Here is a 16432-nt window from a genome sequence, read left to right as displayed (position 1 = left end):
ATATTATAAAAGACATTAATATACTATTTTTTGAAGTTATATATAATAAATAGTCTAAAATTCCCATTTTTTGTTTCTTTTTTATAATTTTTTATTTATTAATTAAATATCATATTTTTTTTATAAAAAGTATGTTTAAATGTAAAAAATTAACTTTGATTTTTTTTTAATTTTATCAATTATTTAACATTTTTATGTTCTTGACATTTCAAAAAAATGGTAGTATATTGATTATAGACTTGTTTTTGAATAAAAATTTTGTAATTTAAAATATTTATTCACAAAACCTATTGACTTAATATGACAACTTTGTTAGTATTATAATGCGTTTTGTCGAAAGTTGTAAAATGCAAGGAGGAAGTAAAATGAAATCAACAGGTGTAGTAAGAAGAGTAGACGAACTAGGAAGAATAGTTATTCCTATAGAATTAAGAAGAACATTAGATATAGCTGAGAAAGATGCTTTAGAAATCTATGTAGATGGAGAGCAAATCATATTAAAAAAATATGAGCCAGCTTGTATTTTCTGTGGAGATGCTAGAGATGTTGTTAACTATAAAGGTAAAAACATCTGCAAAAGCTGTTTAGAAGATTTAAAAAAATAATATAAATCATTAACCATTTTAACCCTAATCAATAAATACAATTACTATATTCCCCTATAGTGATTGTAATAATTAAAAAGCACTTCTCCCCTAAGAAGTGCTTTTTAAATTCTTTATAAATCAATAGAATATTTATAAACTTCTGATTTAGCTAAACCTCTTTCTTTAGCTACTTGCTTTATAGCATCTTTTTTATTAATACCTTCACTTATTAATAAATTTAAATGCTCTTCTATAGAAATATTTAGCCATTTTGATATTCTCTCATTATGTAATTCTTCTTTGGTTTTTCCTGAAAGAACCAAAACGAATTCTCCTTTAGGCTGCTTATTTTGAAAGAAATTTATACCATCATCAATAGATCCTCTAAATATTTCTTCATGAAGTTTTGTAAGCTCTCTACAAGCTGCTATATTTCTATTACCTAAATTTTCTTTTAAAAATGTTAAACAATCTAAAATTCTATATGGAGATTCATACATAATTATAGTTTCACATCTATCTTTTAAATCTTTAATAAATTCTTTTCTTTCTTTATTCTCTCTAGGAAAAAAACCTTTAAATAAAAAATTAGATGTATCTAATCCAGAATAAATTAATGCTGTTGTAAAAGCTGTAGCTCCTGGAAGCACTTCAAAATCAATATTTTCTTCTATACATTTTTGAACTACTACACTTCCAGGATCAGATATTCCTGGTGTACCTGCATCTGTAACAATTGCTATAGATTCACCATTTTTAACTCTTTTTATAATATCCTCACTTTTTCCTTGTTCATTATGTTGATGATAACTTATTAATGGTTTTTTTATATCAAAGTGATTCAATAATTTTAAGCTTTGTCTTGTATCTTCTGCCGCTACTACATCTACATTTTTTAAAACCTCTAATGCTCTTAATGTTATATCTCCTAAATTTCCTATGGGTGTAGGAACTAAATAAATTTTAGCCATGCTTACTCTCCTCTTCCATATATTTTATTTATTTCTTCACTATATCCACCTTTATCATTATATACATATAAAGGTGCTTCCCATTTTAAATATGCTCCTCCATCTCTTTGTCCTTCTACTAAAACTATATTAGAAGCTTTTTTTGTATTAGGATGAACCATTCTAACTCTTTTAGGCTCAATTTTATATTTTCTCATTAAACAAAATATATCTGCAAGTCTTTCAGGTCTATGTACAATATAAAGTCTACCATTATCTTTTAATAAAATTCTAGATGAAGCTATAACATCTTCTAAATTACACATTACTTCATGTCTTGCTATAGTTTTTTTATCTAACTCATTTAATATTCCTGCGTTGTATAATTTATATGGAGGATTTACTGTAACAACATCAAATTTAGGTAATGTTTTTAATAAATTTTTATCTTTTAAATCTCCACATATAAAATCTATTTTTCCAGTTAACTTATTTATTTCAACACTTCTATTAGCCATTTCAGCAAATTCTTGCTGAATTTCTAGTCCCATAATATATTTAGGAATTTTTTTACCATAACAAATTAATGGAATTATTCCTGTACCAGTACATAAATCTATTATGGTATGATTTCTTTTTATATTTGCAAAAGTAGCTAATAATACTGCATCTACCCCAAATCTAAATCCTTGTTTTTTTTGTATTATATGTAATCCATTTAACTGTAAATCATCTAGAGTTTCATCTTCTCTTACTAGAGATTTATCTAACTCTTCTAATTTATTTTCCATAGAAACTCTCTCTTTCTTATATATTTTTTAGTTCAATTAATAATATAACATAATATTATTAATTTATATATATTACAGTTTTAAGAACAAAATTTACTTTAAAAATTATTTTTTCACTCTAATTAAACTTATTTTCAAATTCCTTTAACCATCACCTTAATTTAATAAAAGTCATTTGTAAGTTTTTATTATTATAATTTTTTTAAAGAAAAAAAGACAGGAATACCTGTCTTTTCTATATTATAAAATTCTTCTTGCTGTTGCAAAATCATATATTGGTCCTACAATTACACCTACACCTGGTCTTGCTGCATGAATCATTTGTCCATTTCCAGCATATATACCAACATGTTGTGGCCCTGAAGCAGAAGGTCTAGTAAATATTAAATCTCCTTTTGCTAGCTGATCCCTAGGAACATAAGAACCCTCATTAACTTGTGTAAATGTAGTTCTTGATAAACCATATCCTAACTTACCAAATACATATTGAGTAAATCCTGAGCAATCAAATGCATTTGGACCAGTTGCTCCATAAACATATGGTCTACCAATAAATTGATATGCATAGTTTACTAAAGCATCAGCACTTTGACCTGATGGTGGTGCAACATCACCTCTATTTGGTATCTTACTAGGTGTTGATGAACCATTTGATGTATTGGTATTGGCTGCTTCTTTTGAAGCTACAGCCTCCTTAGCTTTTTCAATAGCATCTACAGTTTCTTTTTTTATTTCTGGAGTTTCTAATTGATTTTTTATTCCTCTTAATGATGTTATAGCTGTGCTAAGTTGCTCTATAGAACTATTTGAATTATTTATTATATCAACAAAACTTGATATTAATTGTCTTTCAAAAGGAACTAATTGTCCAATTATTTTAGATTTTTCTTCTTTTCTTTGAACAATAATACCTTCCTGCTCAGCTACCATTTTTTTGAATTCATCGATTTTAACTTCATTTTCTTTATTAAGCTTGTCTAACTCTTTAGTTTTATTTTCTAAAGAAATTACCTCATTATCTAACTTTTCTTTTTTAGAATTTAAATCCTTAATCATATTTTTATCTATATTTATAACTCTTCCTATAGCTTGCATATTTGATAAAAATTCACTAAATCCATTAGACTTTAAAAGTACTTCTAAATAGTTAGCTTGTCCTCCAGCTTTGTATGTAGCTCTAAGTCTACCACCTAAAACTTCTTGTTTTTCTTTTATCTGAACTTTTGCTTTTTCAATATCTTTTTGAACCTCTGTTATTTCATTTTTTGTTTTATTAATTTCAGAGTTGTTCTTTTCAACATCTGCATGTAATGGTTCAATTTTAACTGTTAAAGCATCTATTTTATTTTCTAATTCTCTTATTTTGCCATTTACTTCATTTAATTCTTTTTGTCCTTGCTCCATTTTTGCTTTATCACCATCACTTAATGGAGTAGCAGAAGCATTATAACTTATTCCAAACATTAAGCTTAGTGCAATTAAAGTGGAAATCAATTTTTTATTCATTATATATTCGCTCTCATTTATACCCCAATGAGAACTCATCCCTCCCTTTTGCATATTTTCATAATTAATATTATAAATGGAAATGCTTTTCTATACAATATAAATATTTTCCAATTGTATTATTTAGACATGTTTTTTTTACTTTTTTTAATATTTATGTAACTTTTTAATAAAATTAAAGTTATATCTAATATTATCAATAAAAATTCTAAAATTTTTATTGACAATATTAAATATATATAATATAATAAATATTGTCTTCGGGGTGTGGCGCAGATGGGAGCGCGCGTGGTTTGGGACCATGAGGTCGCAGGTTCGATCCCTGTCACCCCGACCATAAAAAAGGAATTGCAATGCAATTCCTTTTTTATTTATTCTGTTATACGTTTCAATAACTCTTTCATATTACAAACTAACTGTTTATTTTTATCTATTTGATTATTTAACTCACTATTATCATTTTCTAAATTAACTTTTTTATTTTCAATATTTTCTAAATAAATTTCAATTTTTTCCAAAAATTCATATAAACTATTATTGTAATTTTTTAAAGTATCTAAAATACTATTTACATTCTTTAACTTCTCTTTAAAACTTTCAATATTTTCTAAAGTTATTATTTCTAATTCTTTAGATTTTTTCATTTTTATATTTTCTATACCTTGCATTGTAGTTGTTTTATACATTTCCTTGCATAAATTAGATATCTTTATTCCATAATCAGCTTTTGGTGACCAATTTCTAGATAAATCTTCAACATAAATAGCTGTTTTATACAAATAAGATAAATGTTTTGGATCTTTAGTTTTTTCTTTAGGATATCCCACTGCTCCAGCATATAATGCTAAATGATCTAAATGAGCTTCTATACTATCACTCCAATTAAAAAATTTAATATATGAAGCTTTTCCCTCATCTCTTTTTCTTAATTCATTTTTGAAACCACATACATTTTTAAATTCTTCTTTAAGGTCTCCAAGAAAATTACCATAAGCTGTTTCATAAGCAGCCTGTGCATAAGCAACTACAGGATTTACTCCTCCACATTTTTCACACATATCCCAATAAATATCTGCTAATGATATAAAATTATTAGTTGCTCCTTTGTTTTTAGCCCAAGTCTTAGCTTGATTTTTATCTATATTAGTCTTACTTAATATTTTGGTAACCTCATTCAAATCTCCACTAATAATTTTCCCCTCCTTATTCCCCCAATTTATACTAAAATAATCTTCAATACTATATTTTATTTCTTCAGAAATAATATTTTTAAAATTTTCTGTTATATACTCATTATTACAAACATTAAATTTAATTACTATAGTTGGAATTTTGCTATCTTTTATAGAGTATAAAAAATTTTTTTTAATTCCTTTATTGTTTAGCCCAACTTTTAAGCTTATATTATCACATAATGATTTAGATAAATACTCTATCTCTTCATTATATGTATCATAATACACTTCAACTTCTGAATTCTTTACATTAATTAAGTCACTAATCTCTAATGATAAAATTAAATCTGCTTTAGCTTTATTTATTATATTAAATTTTTTTTCAACAGAAATTGAATTTTTATTAGTTCTAGTTAAAGTAACTTTTATATAATTATTTTGTAATATATCTTTTATTTTTTTACATATATATAAAGTATCATCATAATCTTTATCACTTTTTGTTATATTATATTCATCTACATTATAATCCCTTAAAAAAGGATCTAACACTAAACTTAACATCCTTTACCCTCAACTAAAAATACTATTATTAAATTATATTCTTGTTATTTATTTTTATTCTTAGTTAAAGATATTGGCTTTTTAAATTTATTCTATATCATCTTTATATATTTCTTCTAATATTTCATCTTCTTTTGCAGCTGCTTTAAATAATGCCATATAAAAAAGAACTAAAAAAGAAATTACAGAAAGAATTAAAATATATATCATATTATCACCTACCTTATCATATGATAATTTAATTTTTCCCATATAATACATTTTTATTCTATAAAATAGTTACTATAGGTGTATACTAATACTAAATACATTTACAGATTAAGGAGGAATTTATATGCAAAAAAAATATGAACAATTATTTAAAGATTTAATATCTTCTTATTATAATGGTAATTTTGATGAACAAATAGAAAATATAATTAAATCAAATTTTTCCAATAAGGAAGAAGCTATTAATATATTATCATCTTTATGTGGAGTAGATATATTAAATGACAATAATTATATATATAACTTAAAAAAAGCTATTACTACACATGAAGTTAGAAAGAATATTGTAAAAAAAGTAGGTAATTGTATTGAACCTTGTTCAAATACAGGTTGTAAATGTTTATCTCTTTGTCCTTTTGATGCTATATTAATTAATCCATTAGATAACAGTAAATATATAAATGATACTTTGTGTGAAAATTGCGGATTATGTGTAGAACAATGTGAAAGTGGTAATTTTATAGATTCAATAGAATTTATGCCTGTACTAGATCTAATTAAAAATAATAAAAAAGTAGTAGCTGCTGTAGCTCCTGCTATTTCTGGACAATTTGGTGAAAATGTTACCCTTGATATGCTTAGAGAAGCTTTTGTCAAAATAGGATTTTCCGATATGATTGAAGTTGCCTTTGCAGCAGATATGTTAACAATTAAAGAAGCAATTGAATTTGATCATCATGTACATAAAAAAGGAGATATATTAATTACTTCTTGTTGTTGTCCAATGTGGGTAGGAATGTTAAAAAAAGTCTTTAGTGAATTAGTAAAAGATGTTTCTCCTTCTATTTCTCCTATGATTGCTGCGGGAAGAATTTTGAAAAAATTAAGTCCTGATACTAAAGTAGTTTTTATTGGACCATGTATTGCAAAAAAAGCTGAAGCTAAAGATAAAGATTTAATCGGTGCTATTGATTATGTATTGACTTTTCAAGAGTTAAAATCAATTTTTGATGCTTTTAATATAGCTCCTGAAACGTTGAAAGGAATTCCTTCAATAGAATATGCATCTCGTGGTGGAAGATTATATGCTAGAACAGGTGGAGTTTCTGAAGCTATATCTGATGTAGTAAAAGAATTATTTCCTGAAAAACATAAAATTTTTAAAGCTATCCAAGCTGATGGTGTTGTAGGTTGTAAAGAAGTTTTATCTAAAGCATTAAATGGTGAGTTAGATGCTAACTTTATAGAAGGTATGGGCTGTGTAGGTGGCTGTGTAGGTGGTCCTAAAAGATTAATAAATAAAGAAGATGGCTGTAAAGCTGTAGAAAATGAAGCTTACAACTCTCCTATTAAAGTTCCTACTCATAGTTTTATCTTAGATGAAATTTTAGCAAAACTAGGAATAAATAGTTTAGAAGATTTTAAAGATAGTGAAAAAATAAAAATACTAGAAAGAAATTTTTAAAATTAATTTTCATTAAAAATTTTGTTTATATATACTTAATAAATATGTAAATTTACATATCCATTAAGTATATATTTTTTTATATGAAATTTTTCTTAATTTCTTTATTTTCAAATCTAAATTAAGTATATTTAATATTGAGGTGATTATATATGTTAAAAAATATAAACTTAGCAATATTTGATTTAGATGGTACTTTAGTTGATTCTATGGGAATTTGGGAAAAGATTGATAACGATTATTTAAAAATATTTGGATATAAAAAACCTATTAATTTAAAGGAAGATATTACTCACTTAAATTTTTACGAAACTGCATTATATTTTAAAAAGAGATTTAGTATTTCTGATTCTCCTGATGAAATATTAGAAACTTGGTTGAATATGGCTTTTAATGAATATAAAAATAATATTAAATTAAAACCAGGTGCAAAAAAATTTTTATATAAATTAAAAGATTTAGGAATAAAAATAGCTTTAGCCACAAGTAATTATCAATCTTTATTAGAAATATGCTTAAAATCAAATAATGTTTTTGAACTATTTGATTCCATAACAACTACAGAAGAAGTATCTAGAGGAAAAGACTTTCCAGATATATATTTATTAAGCTGTGAAAAGCATAAAATTCATCCTAAAAATTGCATAGTTTTTGAAGATATACTTTGTGCTGTTAAAAGTGCTAAAAATGCTGGCATGAGAGTGGTAGCAGTAAAAGATTCAATTACAACCTTTAAAGAAGAATTACTTCTAATAGACGAATCTGATTATTATTTAAAATCATTTAATGAATTAATATAATAAAAAATCCTATAGATTTTAGTTCTATAGGATTTTCTTTTTATGCTAGTCCTTTATAAGGTTAAATATATTTTTATTAAATATTTTTCATTGCTTCTTTAATTTCTTTAGCTCTATGACTCCATGTATTTTCTTCAGCTTCTTTAGCTAATATACCTTTATAACGATCATCATTAGCTAAAACTCTTATAGCATAATCAATTTCTTGTATAAACTGATCATCATTATATGCAATTTTACATGATTTATATAGTTTGCATTCATTTATGTCAGTAGTTACTATAGGTTTGCCTAATGCCATATACTCAAATATTTTAACTGGTGATGTTGAATCAGTAATATCATTTTTTATAAATGGAACTAAACATACGTCAAAACAACACGAATATGATTTAAGTTTTTCATAAGGTACTATTCCCAAATAATTAACATTGTCTAAATCATCTAATCCACTTTTATCATATGTTTTATCATAATTAATTCCTATAAGAACTATTTCATACTCTGGTCTTTCTTTAGCTAATTTAATCATTTTATTATAATCAAACCAACTAGCTAAAGCACCATAATATCCAATAATAGGTTTACCTTTTGTTGTTATTTTCTTCATTTTAGTAGGAACTTCTACAAGGCTAACATCAAAATCTTTAATATTAACTGCATTTGGTGCTAAAATACTATTTTGTGATGTTCCTCTTACTTCTTCTGCTATCATTTTTAATTTTTTAGCAGTAGACACTACTATAACATTTTCTTTATCTTTAAGTAATTTTTCATGATCTTTAATCATCTGTTTACTTACTTCTACTCCACTTATATCTGATGATATTTCATCAACAAAATCATATATTACTTTAAATCCTTTATTCATATAAAATTCTATTTTTTCATATGGTACATCATATAAACATGTGGCATATGCATGAATAAACTTTGGTTTTTTAACTGCTTCTAAAGCCTCAAAAAAAGCTACATTTAAACTATACATATCTAAGTTAACTAGATATAAATTTTCTTTAACTTTTTCAATGGCAAAAATATCTCTGTCTTGATGTGCATCTGTTCTATATATATATAATATATTTTCATCGCTTATAGCCTCTGCTAAATGTTGGGGTCTTTGTTTTAAATCTATATTCCAACCAAAAGATGCATGAAATACTACTATAGCATCATATTTTTTTGAAAATAATTCCTGAAAATATTCTTTAAAAGCTGAATGTTGTGCACTAAATACAATAGAATTAAATGTACTATCTATAGCTTTAGTCAACTCTTTATATCTATCATAAAATTTTCCTTCAACTACTTCATTTATAAATTCTTTTTTATTTTCAGTATTAAATCCATTATACATAGACTTAGATATTTCTGGATAACACTTTAACATCAATTGTGTTAATTGGACTTTTTCTTCGTCCGATAAATTATCATATCCATTTTCTATAACTTTTTCTGTTAATTCTTTAGGCATTTTATACCCAAGTTTTATACCTAACATATTTAAATCCTCCACTCCTCATCTAAAAATACAAACCCTTCACCATGTTTGTGATTATTTACTTTAAAGTCAATTGCACCTTCTACTGTTTCTAAAGATACCAAATTTTGACTCTCTGAAAAAATAACATCTATATAATATAATCCTTCTTTAACTCTTATGCTATCCAATGTAAATATTATAGAATTTTTTCCTTTGTTCCAAGGTATAGAAAAATTATCTACATTACTATTTACTGCACATATAAATTGATCTACATGTCTAAATTCACATGGATTCCTATAAGCTTTTCTTAATTCTAAAGTTATACCTGGATTTTCTATATTATCTACAATAACTTCATAATCAATTTTGAAATTTATTTTATCTCCATAATTAAATTTTTCTTTTTTATTTTTTATTTCAATATTAATAAGCTTTACAAACTGCCCTTTTTGATCATCTAAAGAAATACCTGCTTTCATTAAAGTAGTATAATAATGTTCTACAACATCAAAAGCTGGACCAATTTCTTTAACTTTTCCTTTTTCAAGCCATATGGCTTTTTCACAATAAGTTTGTACTGTTTCTAACCCATGAGAAACATAAATAATAGTTTTATTTTGTTTTTTAAACTCATCAAACTTTTCCATACATTTTTTTTGAAAAGCAATATCTCCAACTGAGAGAATTTCATCAACAATTAATATATCTGGGTGTATATTTATAGCTACAGCAAATGCTAATCTTGCATACATACCACTTGAATAGGTTTTTACAGGTTGATAAACAAACTCTCCAATATCTGCAAATTCTATTATATTATCTTTTACACTATCTATTTCAGAATTAGTTAATCCCATTAAGCTCCCATTAAAATATATATTTTCTATTCCTGTTAACTCTGGATTAAATCCTGTACCTAATTCTAATAATGATGAAATTCTTCCATTTACTTCACATGTCCCACTATTTTGAAATGCTACCCCTGATAATATTTTTAATAATGTAGATTTTCCTGCTCCATTATTACCTATAATACCAATTATTTCACCTTTATTAATTTGAAAAGATACATCTGTTAATGCTTGAAACTCTTTTTCTTTACCCTTTCCAAAAGGATTTAAAATTTTCTTTAATTTACTTCCTTTTGAATCATAAACTTTATACTTTTTACAAAGATTTTGAACTTTTATTGCATAAGTCATTATTTACCTCCATTAAGAGTTTAATATAAGACTCTTCATATCCTTAGCTTTTTGTTTCCACGTATTATCATTGCCTTCTTTTCTAAGAAGTTCTATATAATCATTGTCTTTTTCTAACTCAATAGATTTTCTTATATTATTTATAAATTCTTCATGTGATTCACTAACTAAAGGTGATTCATACTTTTTACATTCTGGCAAATTAGTAGTTACTATAGGTTTTCCTAACGCCATATATTCAAATAATTTAACTGGACTTGTTGCTTCCGTAATTTCATTAACAACAAAAGGTATTGTAGCCACATTGAAAAACTTTGCATAAGTTGGTAATTTAACATAATCCATAGTACCTAAATAATATACATTTTTAAAATCTAAAATACCACTTTTCCCTAAAGATTTATCATAATCTATTCCTATAAGAACAATAACATGATCTGGTAATTCTTTGGCAATTTTTTTTATTAAATCATAATCAAACCAACTTGCTAAAGCTCCGAAGTATCCTATTATTCTTTTTCCACTTTTTATTACTTCTTTCAAGTCTTCCGGAATTACTTCACAATCAATATTAGCAAAATGTTCATATTGAACCCCATTAGTTATTAAAGCTAATTTATTATCTCCTCTAAAAGATTTAGCTTCTTTAAATAGCTTATCCGCAGTAGTAGCTACATAAACTTTTTCCGTATCCTTTAACATTCTTTCATGACTATCTTTAACTTCTTTTGATATTTTAAATCCTGCAATTTCATCTGATAAATCATCTACATATTCATATATAATTTTAAATCCTCTATCAGTAAATTTTTTAAGATATTTATCATACTCAATAAAACAAGTAGAATATATTTGTCCATATGCAGGTATTCCACTTTCTTTAATCATATCTAATAATCCTTCTTGTAGCCAATACAAATCTGTATTAACAAGATATAAATTATCTTTTATCTTTTTTAAAACCTGAATATCTTTGTCAACATAAGGAGATGCTTTATAAAAATATAATATATTTTCTTCTGCTAAATTTAATGCAATATGCTGAGGTCTTTGAAACATTTTAACCTCAAATCCAAAGTAAACATCAAATACTACTATAGCATCATATTTTTTACTATTTATTACATCTCTCATCTCATTAAAGAACTGATCTTTTTGTTCTTCATGACCTCTTTCTCTTATTTTTAAAATAAGAGGTCTTAAAAAAGGTCTTAAAAGGTTTTTTACTTTTCTTTTTATACTCATAAAATCACCTTACTAACTTTACATATTTTTTTTAACTAGTTTATATAATATTTCTGCTTTTTTACTCCATGTATTTTCTAAAGCTTCTCTCTCTAACCACTCATAATATTCACTTTTTCTTTCTATAGATAAAGCCTCATCTAATTTTTCTACAAAGTCATTATAGTTTTTTCCTATTAAAACTGACTTGTATTTTCTGCACTCTCTTAAATCTGTTGTAACTATAGGTGTGCCCATAGCCATATACTCAAACAGCTTAACAGGACTTGTTGATTCAGTTATATCATTTAATAAAAATGGAATAGTTGAAATGGTAAAATATTTTGCATGCTTAGGCAATTCTTTATAATCTATTACTCCTAAATAATGAACATTTTTCAAATTTTCTATACCACTATTTTTAAAGCTATCATCATATAAAAATCCTATTAATACAATTTCATAATCTGTTCTATTTTCTGCTATAAATCTTACTAAATCATAGTCAAACCATTTTGCTAAAGCTCCAAAATAACCTATTATAGGATTTCCTTTTGCTATAATATCCTTTAATTTTTCTGGTACTTCTCTATTTTCAAACTGCCAATCCTTATATTGAACTCCATTAGTTATCATAGAAACATTTTCTTTTCCTCTAATTTCTTCAACCTCTTCAATAAGCTTATCAGCAGAAGCTACAATGAAATTATTACAATCTTTTATTATATTTTCATGTCTATCATAAACAAAGTCAGGCAAATGTCCTGAAATCTCATCTGATAACTCATCAATATACTCATATATAATATTAAATCCACCATTTATATAATTTTTCTGTATATATACTTCATCTAAATACACATCAGTTGAATATAATGATAAAAATTTAGAACCGTTATGCTCTTTTAAAACATCAAATAAAGCATTTTGTAAAGCATAATCCGACATATTAATTAAGAATAATCTATCTTTTAACTTCTCTATACCTTTTATATGTGGATCAAACTGTTCTGAAGTTCTATAGAAATATAAAAAACCTTTATCTGTAAGTTCATTAGCCATATGCTGTGAACGTTGAAATAAAGGAATATTCCAACCTACCCTTGAGTCAAACACCACTATAGCATCATATTTTTCATCTTTTAAAATTTCTTTTATTTGTTTTGTATATTTTTTATAATTTTTACCATAAACAAAAGCACTTTTATTCACTAATTGCTTCAATTTGTATTTTATAAATCTTCCAATCTTTTTTATCAGATACCAAAGACCATATTCATGTATTATTTGTTTGCATTTACTTAATTTGCTTTTAATACCCACTCAAAGTGCCTCCTATAATATTAATTTCCCCATGAATGTTCTAATACTATAAAACCTTCTCCACGATATTTATCATCTAAAGTAAAATTATAAATATTTATCTTTCTAAATATTTCATCTTCATTATTTTTTATAATACAATCAAAATAATATACTCCAGACATAAGATTTAATTTATTTATATAAAATTCTATTTTATTAACACCTATTTTAAAAGGTAATTTTTTATTTAAATCTCTGCTATCAAACGAACATACAAACTGATCTGAATCTCTTGTAGTTCCTGGTTCATAATCTGTTTTTCTTACTTCTAAAATCATGTATAGATTATCAAATTTATTTTCTTTTACTTCATATTTTATTTCTAAATCTAATTCTTTTAAAAATTTTATTTCATTTAATAAATTTTTTGCTGATATGTACTCTATTATGTGATTCTTTGATTCTTGAATTTTTTCAGTATTTACTTTATTAAAATTTAAATTATAGTATCTTTCCACAACTATAACTGAATTTCCATCATCCATAACCTTACCACGTTGTAGCCATATAGCCCTATCGCAGAATTTTTTTACTGTCCCTAACCCATGAGATACATATAAAATCGTTTTTCCTTTTTTCTTAAAGTCATTAAATTTTTCCATACATTTTACTTGAAAACCTACATCTCCAACTGAAAGAATTTCATCAACAATTAATATATCTGGATCAATATTAATAGCTACTGCAAAAGCTAATCTAGCAAACATACCACTTGAATAACTTTTTACAGGCTGATAAAGAAAATTTCCTATATCAGCAAACTCTATTATATCTTTTAATTTTTTATCTATTTCTTCTTTTCTTAACCCATTTAAACTACCATTAAAATAAATATTCTCCATTCCTGTTAATTCAGGATTAAATCCAGAACCTAACTCTAATAAAGAAGAAACTTTACCATTGATTTCAATAGTTCCTGAAGTAGGAAATGCTACTCCTGTTAATAATTTTAATAAAGTAGATTTTCCTGCTCCATTATGACCTATTATTCCTACGCATTCACCTCTATTTATTTCAAAAGAGATATCATTTAATGCATAAAACTTTTTAGGTTCTTTTTTATCTCCAAATATAGCTGCTAATTTTTCTGTTCTTTTTTCATACATTTTATAGACTTTAGTTAAGTTACTAACTTTTATTGCAACTGTCATATGTATACTCCTCTTCTATAAAACATCATCAAATTCTGGTCTAAATTTATTAAATACTTTAGAACCAATTATATATAATACTATTATCCATACTATAAAATATAATCCATATTGTAATGATGCAGTTTGAGTTCCTAAAAATGCATCTCTAAATAATAAAGCTAAATAATAAAATGGATTTAATTTTAATAATTGTTGAATCCAAGGATAATTTGGTGCAATTTCTCCTTGCGCCCACATAATTGGACACATCCAAAATAAAAATTGCATTGATACAGTTATTCCATGTAATATATCTATAGACATTACTACCCATGATGCTAATAATCTAGTTAATGCACATAAAAATATTATAGTTATTAAAATAGCATAAATTAATTTAGGAAAATTAATTAAATGTAATGTTCCATTTGTTGCGAATATTATAAAATTAATAGCTAATAATATTAAAAAGGTATAGAAACTAATTAGAATTCTTATATTGGGTAAAATTTCAACAGGAAACTTAACTTTCTTAACCAAAAAAGAATTAACTCGAATAGCACTTGCTCCAGCTACCATAGCATCAGATATAAATATCCATGGTACATATGCAGCAACTAACCAAACTAAATATGGTACTTTAATATCTCCTGATATATCTCTTAATCCACTTGAGAAAATAACCCAAAATATTGCTATCATAGATAATGGTCTTATGATGGCCCATGCCATTCCTAATTTTGAACCAGCAAACTCCTTTTTGAACTCCTTTTTTGAAATATCAAATATCATTTTCCAACTAGAAAAGATACTTTTCTCAATCGTAAACCAATCCTTCAACTTGTTCACCTCTACTTAAATCATTTATGTTAAATTACACTTAGGTTTTATTATATCATATTTAATATTTTTAATTTATACATTTAACTACATAAATTAATACTCGTCTCCTCCTTTCTTTACTACACTATATTATCATTAATAAAAAAAAAGTGCTATATCTTAAGAAAGTAATTATTTACTCTCTTAAAATTGTAGCACTTTTTAATAATAATTAAACAGATTAAAAATACTTTTTAATGTATTTAATTATTATTATACCATTTTAACTCCATATTTTTCTCTTAATTCATTAATGAAATCTAAATATTTTCTTTGTTGTCTTTCTTGAATTAATTGATTTACAACTTGTGATTTAACTTCTTCAAAAGTTTTAACTGAAGCTTCTTTTTTATCCTCAACTTTAATTAAATGATATCCAAATTGAGTCTTAACTGGATTACTTACTTCACCTAATGGTAAATTGAAAGCAGCTTCTTCAAATTCTGGAACCATCATTCCTTTTGAAAATGCTCCTAAGTTTCCACCTTGTTCTTTTGATGGACACTTTGAATACTCTCCAGCAGCCACTTCAAAAGTTTTAGATCCTGAAGCTATTTCTTCTCTTATCTTTTGACACTCTTCTTCTAAATCAACTAAGATATGTTTTGCAGTTACATTTGCAGGTTCTCCAAACATATCTTTATGATCATTGTAATAAGATAAAGCTTCTTCATCTGTTACAGTCACTTCTGATAAAGTTTTGCTCATAACCATTTGAGAAATTAATTCTTTTCCTATTTTCTCTAACTGATCTTTGTAAGCATCTGTTTTATCTACTCCTGTCTCTCTTCCAAAATCATACATCAATTCAAAAGCTATAGCTTGCTCTAAAACATTTCTTTTTCCTTGCTCTGTTTCTAACATAGCTCTTTGCTGTGCTGGATATCTTGCTATAATTTCATCTACTTGGCTTGCTGTTATTTCTCTACCACCAACTACGGCTAATACTTTATTTTCCATATGTAACGCTCCTTTTACTATTTACTTCTCTCTTATAATAACACATAATCAATAGTTAAAAAAGTAAAGTTTTTACACTAACATTAATTATTATCCTATAATTTTGTTTTTTGAAAAATAACTCTTGATAAT

General features: G+C 25.4%; 15 protein-coding genes and 1 tRNA gene. 4 read left to right on the top strand and 12 right to left on the bottom strand.

The features are described 5' to 3' along the window. Positions 1 to 365 precede the first annotated feature (365 nt). Positions 366 to 605, top strand: a complete 240-nt coding sequence (locus GBZ86_RS05705) for an AbrB/MazE/SpoVT family DNA-binding domain-containing protein (RefSeq protein ID WP_152888615.1) — start codon at positions 366 to 368, stop codon at positions 603 to 605. A 113-nt stretch (positions 606 to 718) separates the two neighbouring features. On the opposite strand, the gene rsmI is transcribed toward GBZ86_RS05705, so the two are convergent. The 3 genes from rsmI to GBZ86_RS05690 form a co-directional block, all read right to left on the bottom strand. Further along, positions 719 to 1558 (bottom strand): 16S rRNA (cytidine(1402)-2'-O)-methyltransferase, encoded by an 840-nt coding sequence (gene rsmI, locus GBZ86_RS05700; protein ID WP_152888613.1) that lies wholly within the window; start codon positions 1556 to 1558, stop codon positions 719 to 721. 2 nt (positions 1559 to 1560) lie between these two features. Beyond that, the gene (locus tag GBZ86_RS05695; protein WP_152888611.1) at positions 1561 to 2328 is read right to left on the bottom strand and encodes a tRNA1(Val) (adenine(37)-N6)-methyltransferase; all 768 of its coding nucleotides are present in this window, start codon (positions 2326 to 2328) and stop codon (positions 1561 to 1563) included. Between the two features lie 240 nt (positions 2329 to 2568). Then, complete coding sequence (locus GBZ86_RS05690; protein ID WP_234885119.1) at positions 2569 to 3873, bottom strand: C40 family peptidase; 1305 nt, start codon at positions 3871 to 3873, stop codon at positions 2569 to 2571. A 222-nt stretch (positions 3874 to 4095) separates the two neighbouring features. On the opposite strand from GBZ86_RS05690, the gene GBZ86_RS05685 reads away from it, so the two are divergent. Further along, a tRNA-Pro gene (locus GBZ86_RS05685) sits at positions 4096 to 4171 on the top strand. Positions 4172 to 4205: 34 nt separating this feature from the next. Here GBZ86_RS05685 and GBZ86_RS05680 read toward each other — a convergent pair. After that, a complete protein-coding gene (locus tag GBZ86_RS05680; protein WP_152888609.1) occupies positions 4206 to 5573 on the bottom strand; it encodes an N-acetylmuramoyl-L-alanine amidase family protein in 1368 nt (455 codons plus the stop codon). A gap of 87 nt (positions 5574 to 5660) precedes the next feature. Beyond that, positions 5661 to 5783 (bottom strand): hypothetical protein, encoded by a 123-nt coding sequence (locus GBZ86_RS18420; protein WP_268817433.1) that lies wholly within the window; start codon positions 5781 to 5783, stop codon positions 5661 to 5663. A gap of 124 nt (positions 5784 to 5907) precedes the next feature. On the opposite strand from GBZ86_RS18420, the gene GBZ86_RS05675 reads away from it, so the two are divergent. Further along, entirely contained in the window at positions 5908 to 7248 is a 1341-nt protein-coding gene (locus GBZ86_RS05675; RefSeq protein WP_152888607.1) for a [Fe-Fe] hydrogenase large subunit C-terminal domain-containing protein, read from the top strand. A gap of 152 nt (positions 7249 to 7400) precedes the next feature. Further along, the gene (locus GBZ86_RS05670) at positions 7401 to 8048 is read left to right on the top strand and encodes an HAD family hydrolase (RefSeq protein ID WP_152888605.1); all 648 of its coding nucleotides are present in this window, start codon (positions 7401 to 7403) and stop codon (positions 8046 to 8048) included. Between the two features lie 76 nt (positions 8049 to 8124). On the opposite strand, the gene GBZ86_RS05665 is transcribed toward GBZ86_RS05670, so the two are convergent. The 7 genes from GBZ86_RS05665 to GBZ86_RS05635 all read right to left on the bottom strand — a co-directional run bounded on the left by GBZ86_RS05665 (position 8125) and on the right by GBZ86_RS05635 (position 16300). Then, the gene (locus GBZ86_RS05665) at positions 8125 to 9549 is read right to left on the bottom strand and encodes a glycosyltransferase (protein ID WP_152888603.1); all 1425 of its coding nucleotides are present in this window, start codon (positions 9547 to 9549) and stop codon (positions 8125 to 8127) included. 2 nt (positions 9550 to 9551) lie between these two features. Further along, positions 9552 to 10736: an ABC transporter ATP-binding protein gene (locus GBZ86_RS05660; RefSeq protein WP_152888601.1), complete on the bottom strand. Its 1185-nt coding sequence runs from the start codon at positions 10734 to 10736 to the stop codon at positions 9552 to 9554. Positions 10737 to 10748: 12 nt separating this feature from the next. After that, a complete protein-coding gene (locus GBZ86_RS05655; RefSeq protein ID WP_152888599.1) occupies positions 10749 to 11981 on the bottom strand; it encodes a glycosyltransferase in 1233 nt (410 codons plus the stop codon). Between the two features lie 18 nt (positions 11982 to 11999). Further along, entirely contained in the window at positions 12000 to 13283 is a 1284-nt protein-coding gene (locus tag GBZ86_RS18645; RefSeq protein ID WP_327444239.1) for a glycosyltransferase, read from the bottom strand. A gap of 20 nt (positions 13284 to 13303) precedes the next feature. Next, positions 13304 to 14476 (bottom strand): ABC transporter ATP-binding protein, encoded by a 1173-nt coding sequence (locus tag GBZ86_RS05645; RefSeq protein WP_152888596.1) that lies wholly within the window; start codon positions 14474 to 14476, stop codon positions 13304 to 13306. Positions 14477 to 14491: 15 nt separating this feature from the next. Next, positions 14492 to 15307, bottom strand: coding sequence for an ABC transporter permease (locus GBZ86_RS05640; protein WP_327444237.1), 816 nt, complete (start codon positions 15305 to 15307; stop codon positions 14492 to 14494). A 246-nt stretch (positions 15308 to 15553) separates the two neighbouring features. Beyond that, a complete protein-coding gene (locus GBZ86_RS05635) occupies positions 15554 to 16300 on the bottom strand; it encodes a peptidylprolyl isomerase (RefSeq protein WP_152888593.1) in 747 nt (248 codons plus the stop codon). Positions 16301 to 16432: the final 132 nt, after the last annotated feature.

The organism is Clostridium tarantellae, assembly GCF_009295725.1.
GTDB classification, from domain to species: Bacteria; Bacillota; Clostridia; order Clostridiales; family Clostridiaceae; genus Sarcina; species Sarcina tarantellae.
Note: the sequence above shows the minus strand (reverse complement) of the source record. Positions and strands in the feature narration are given on the sequence as shown.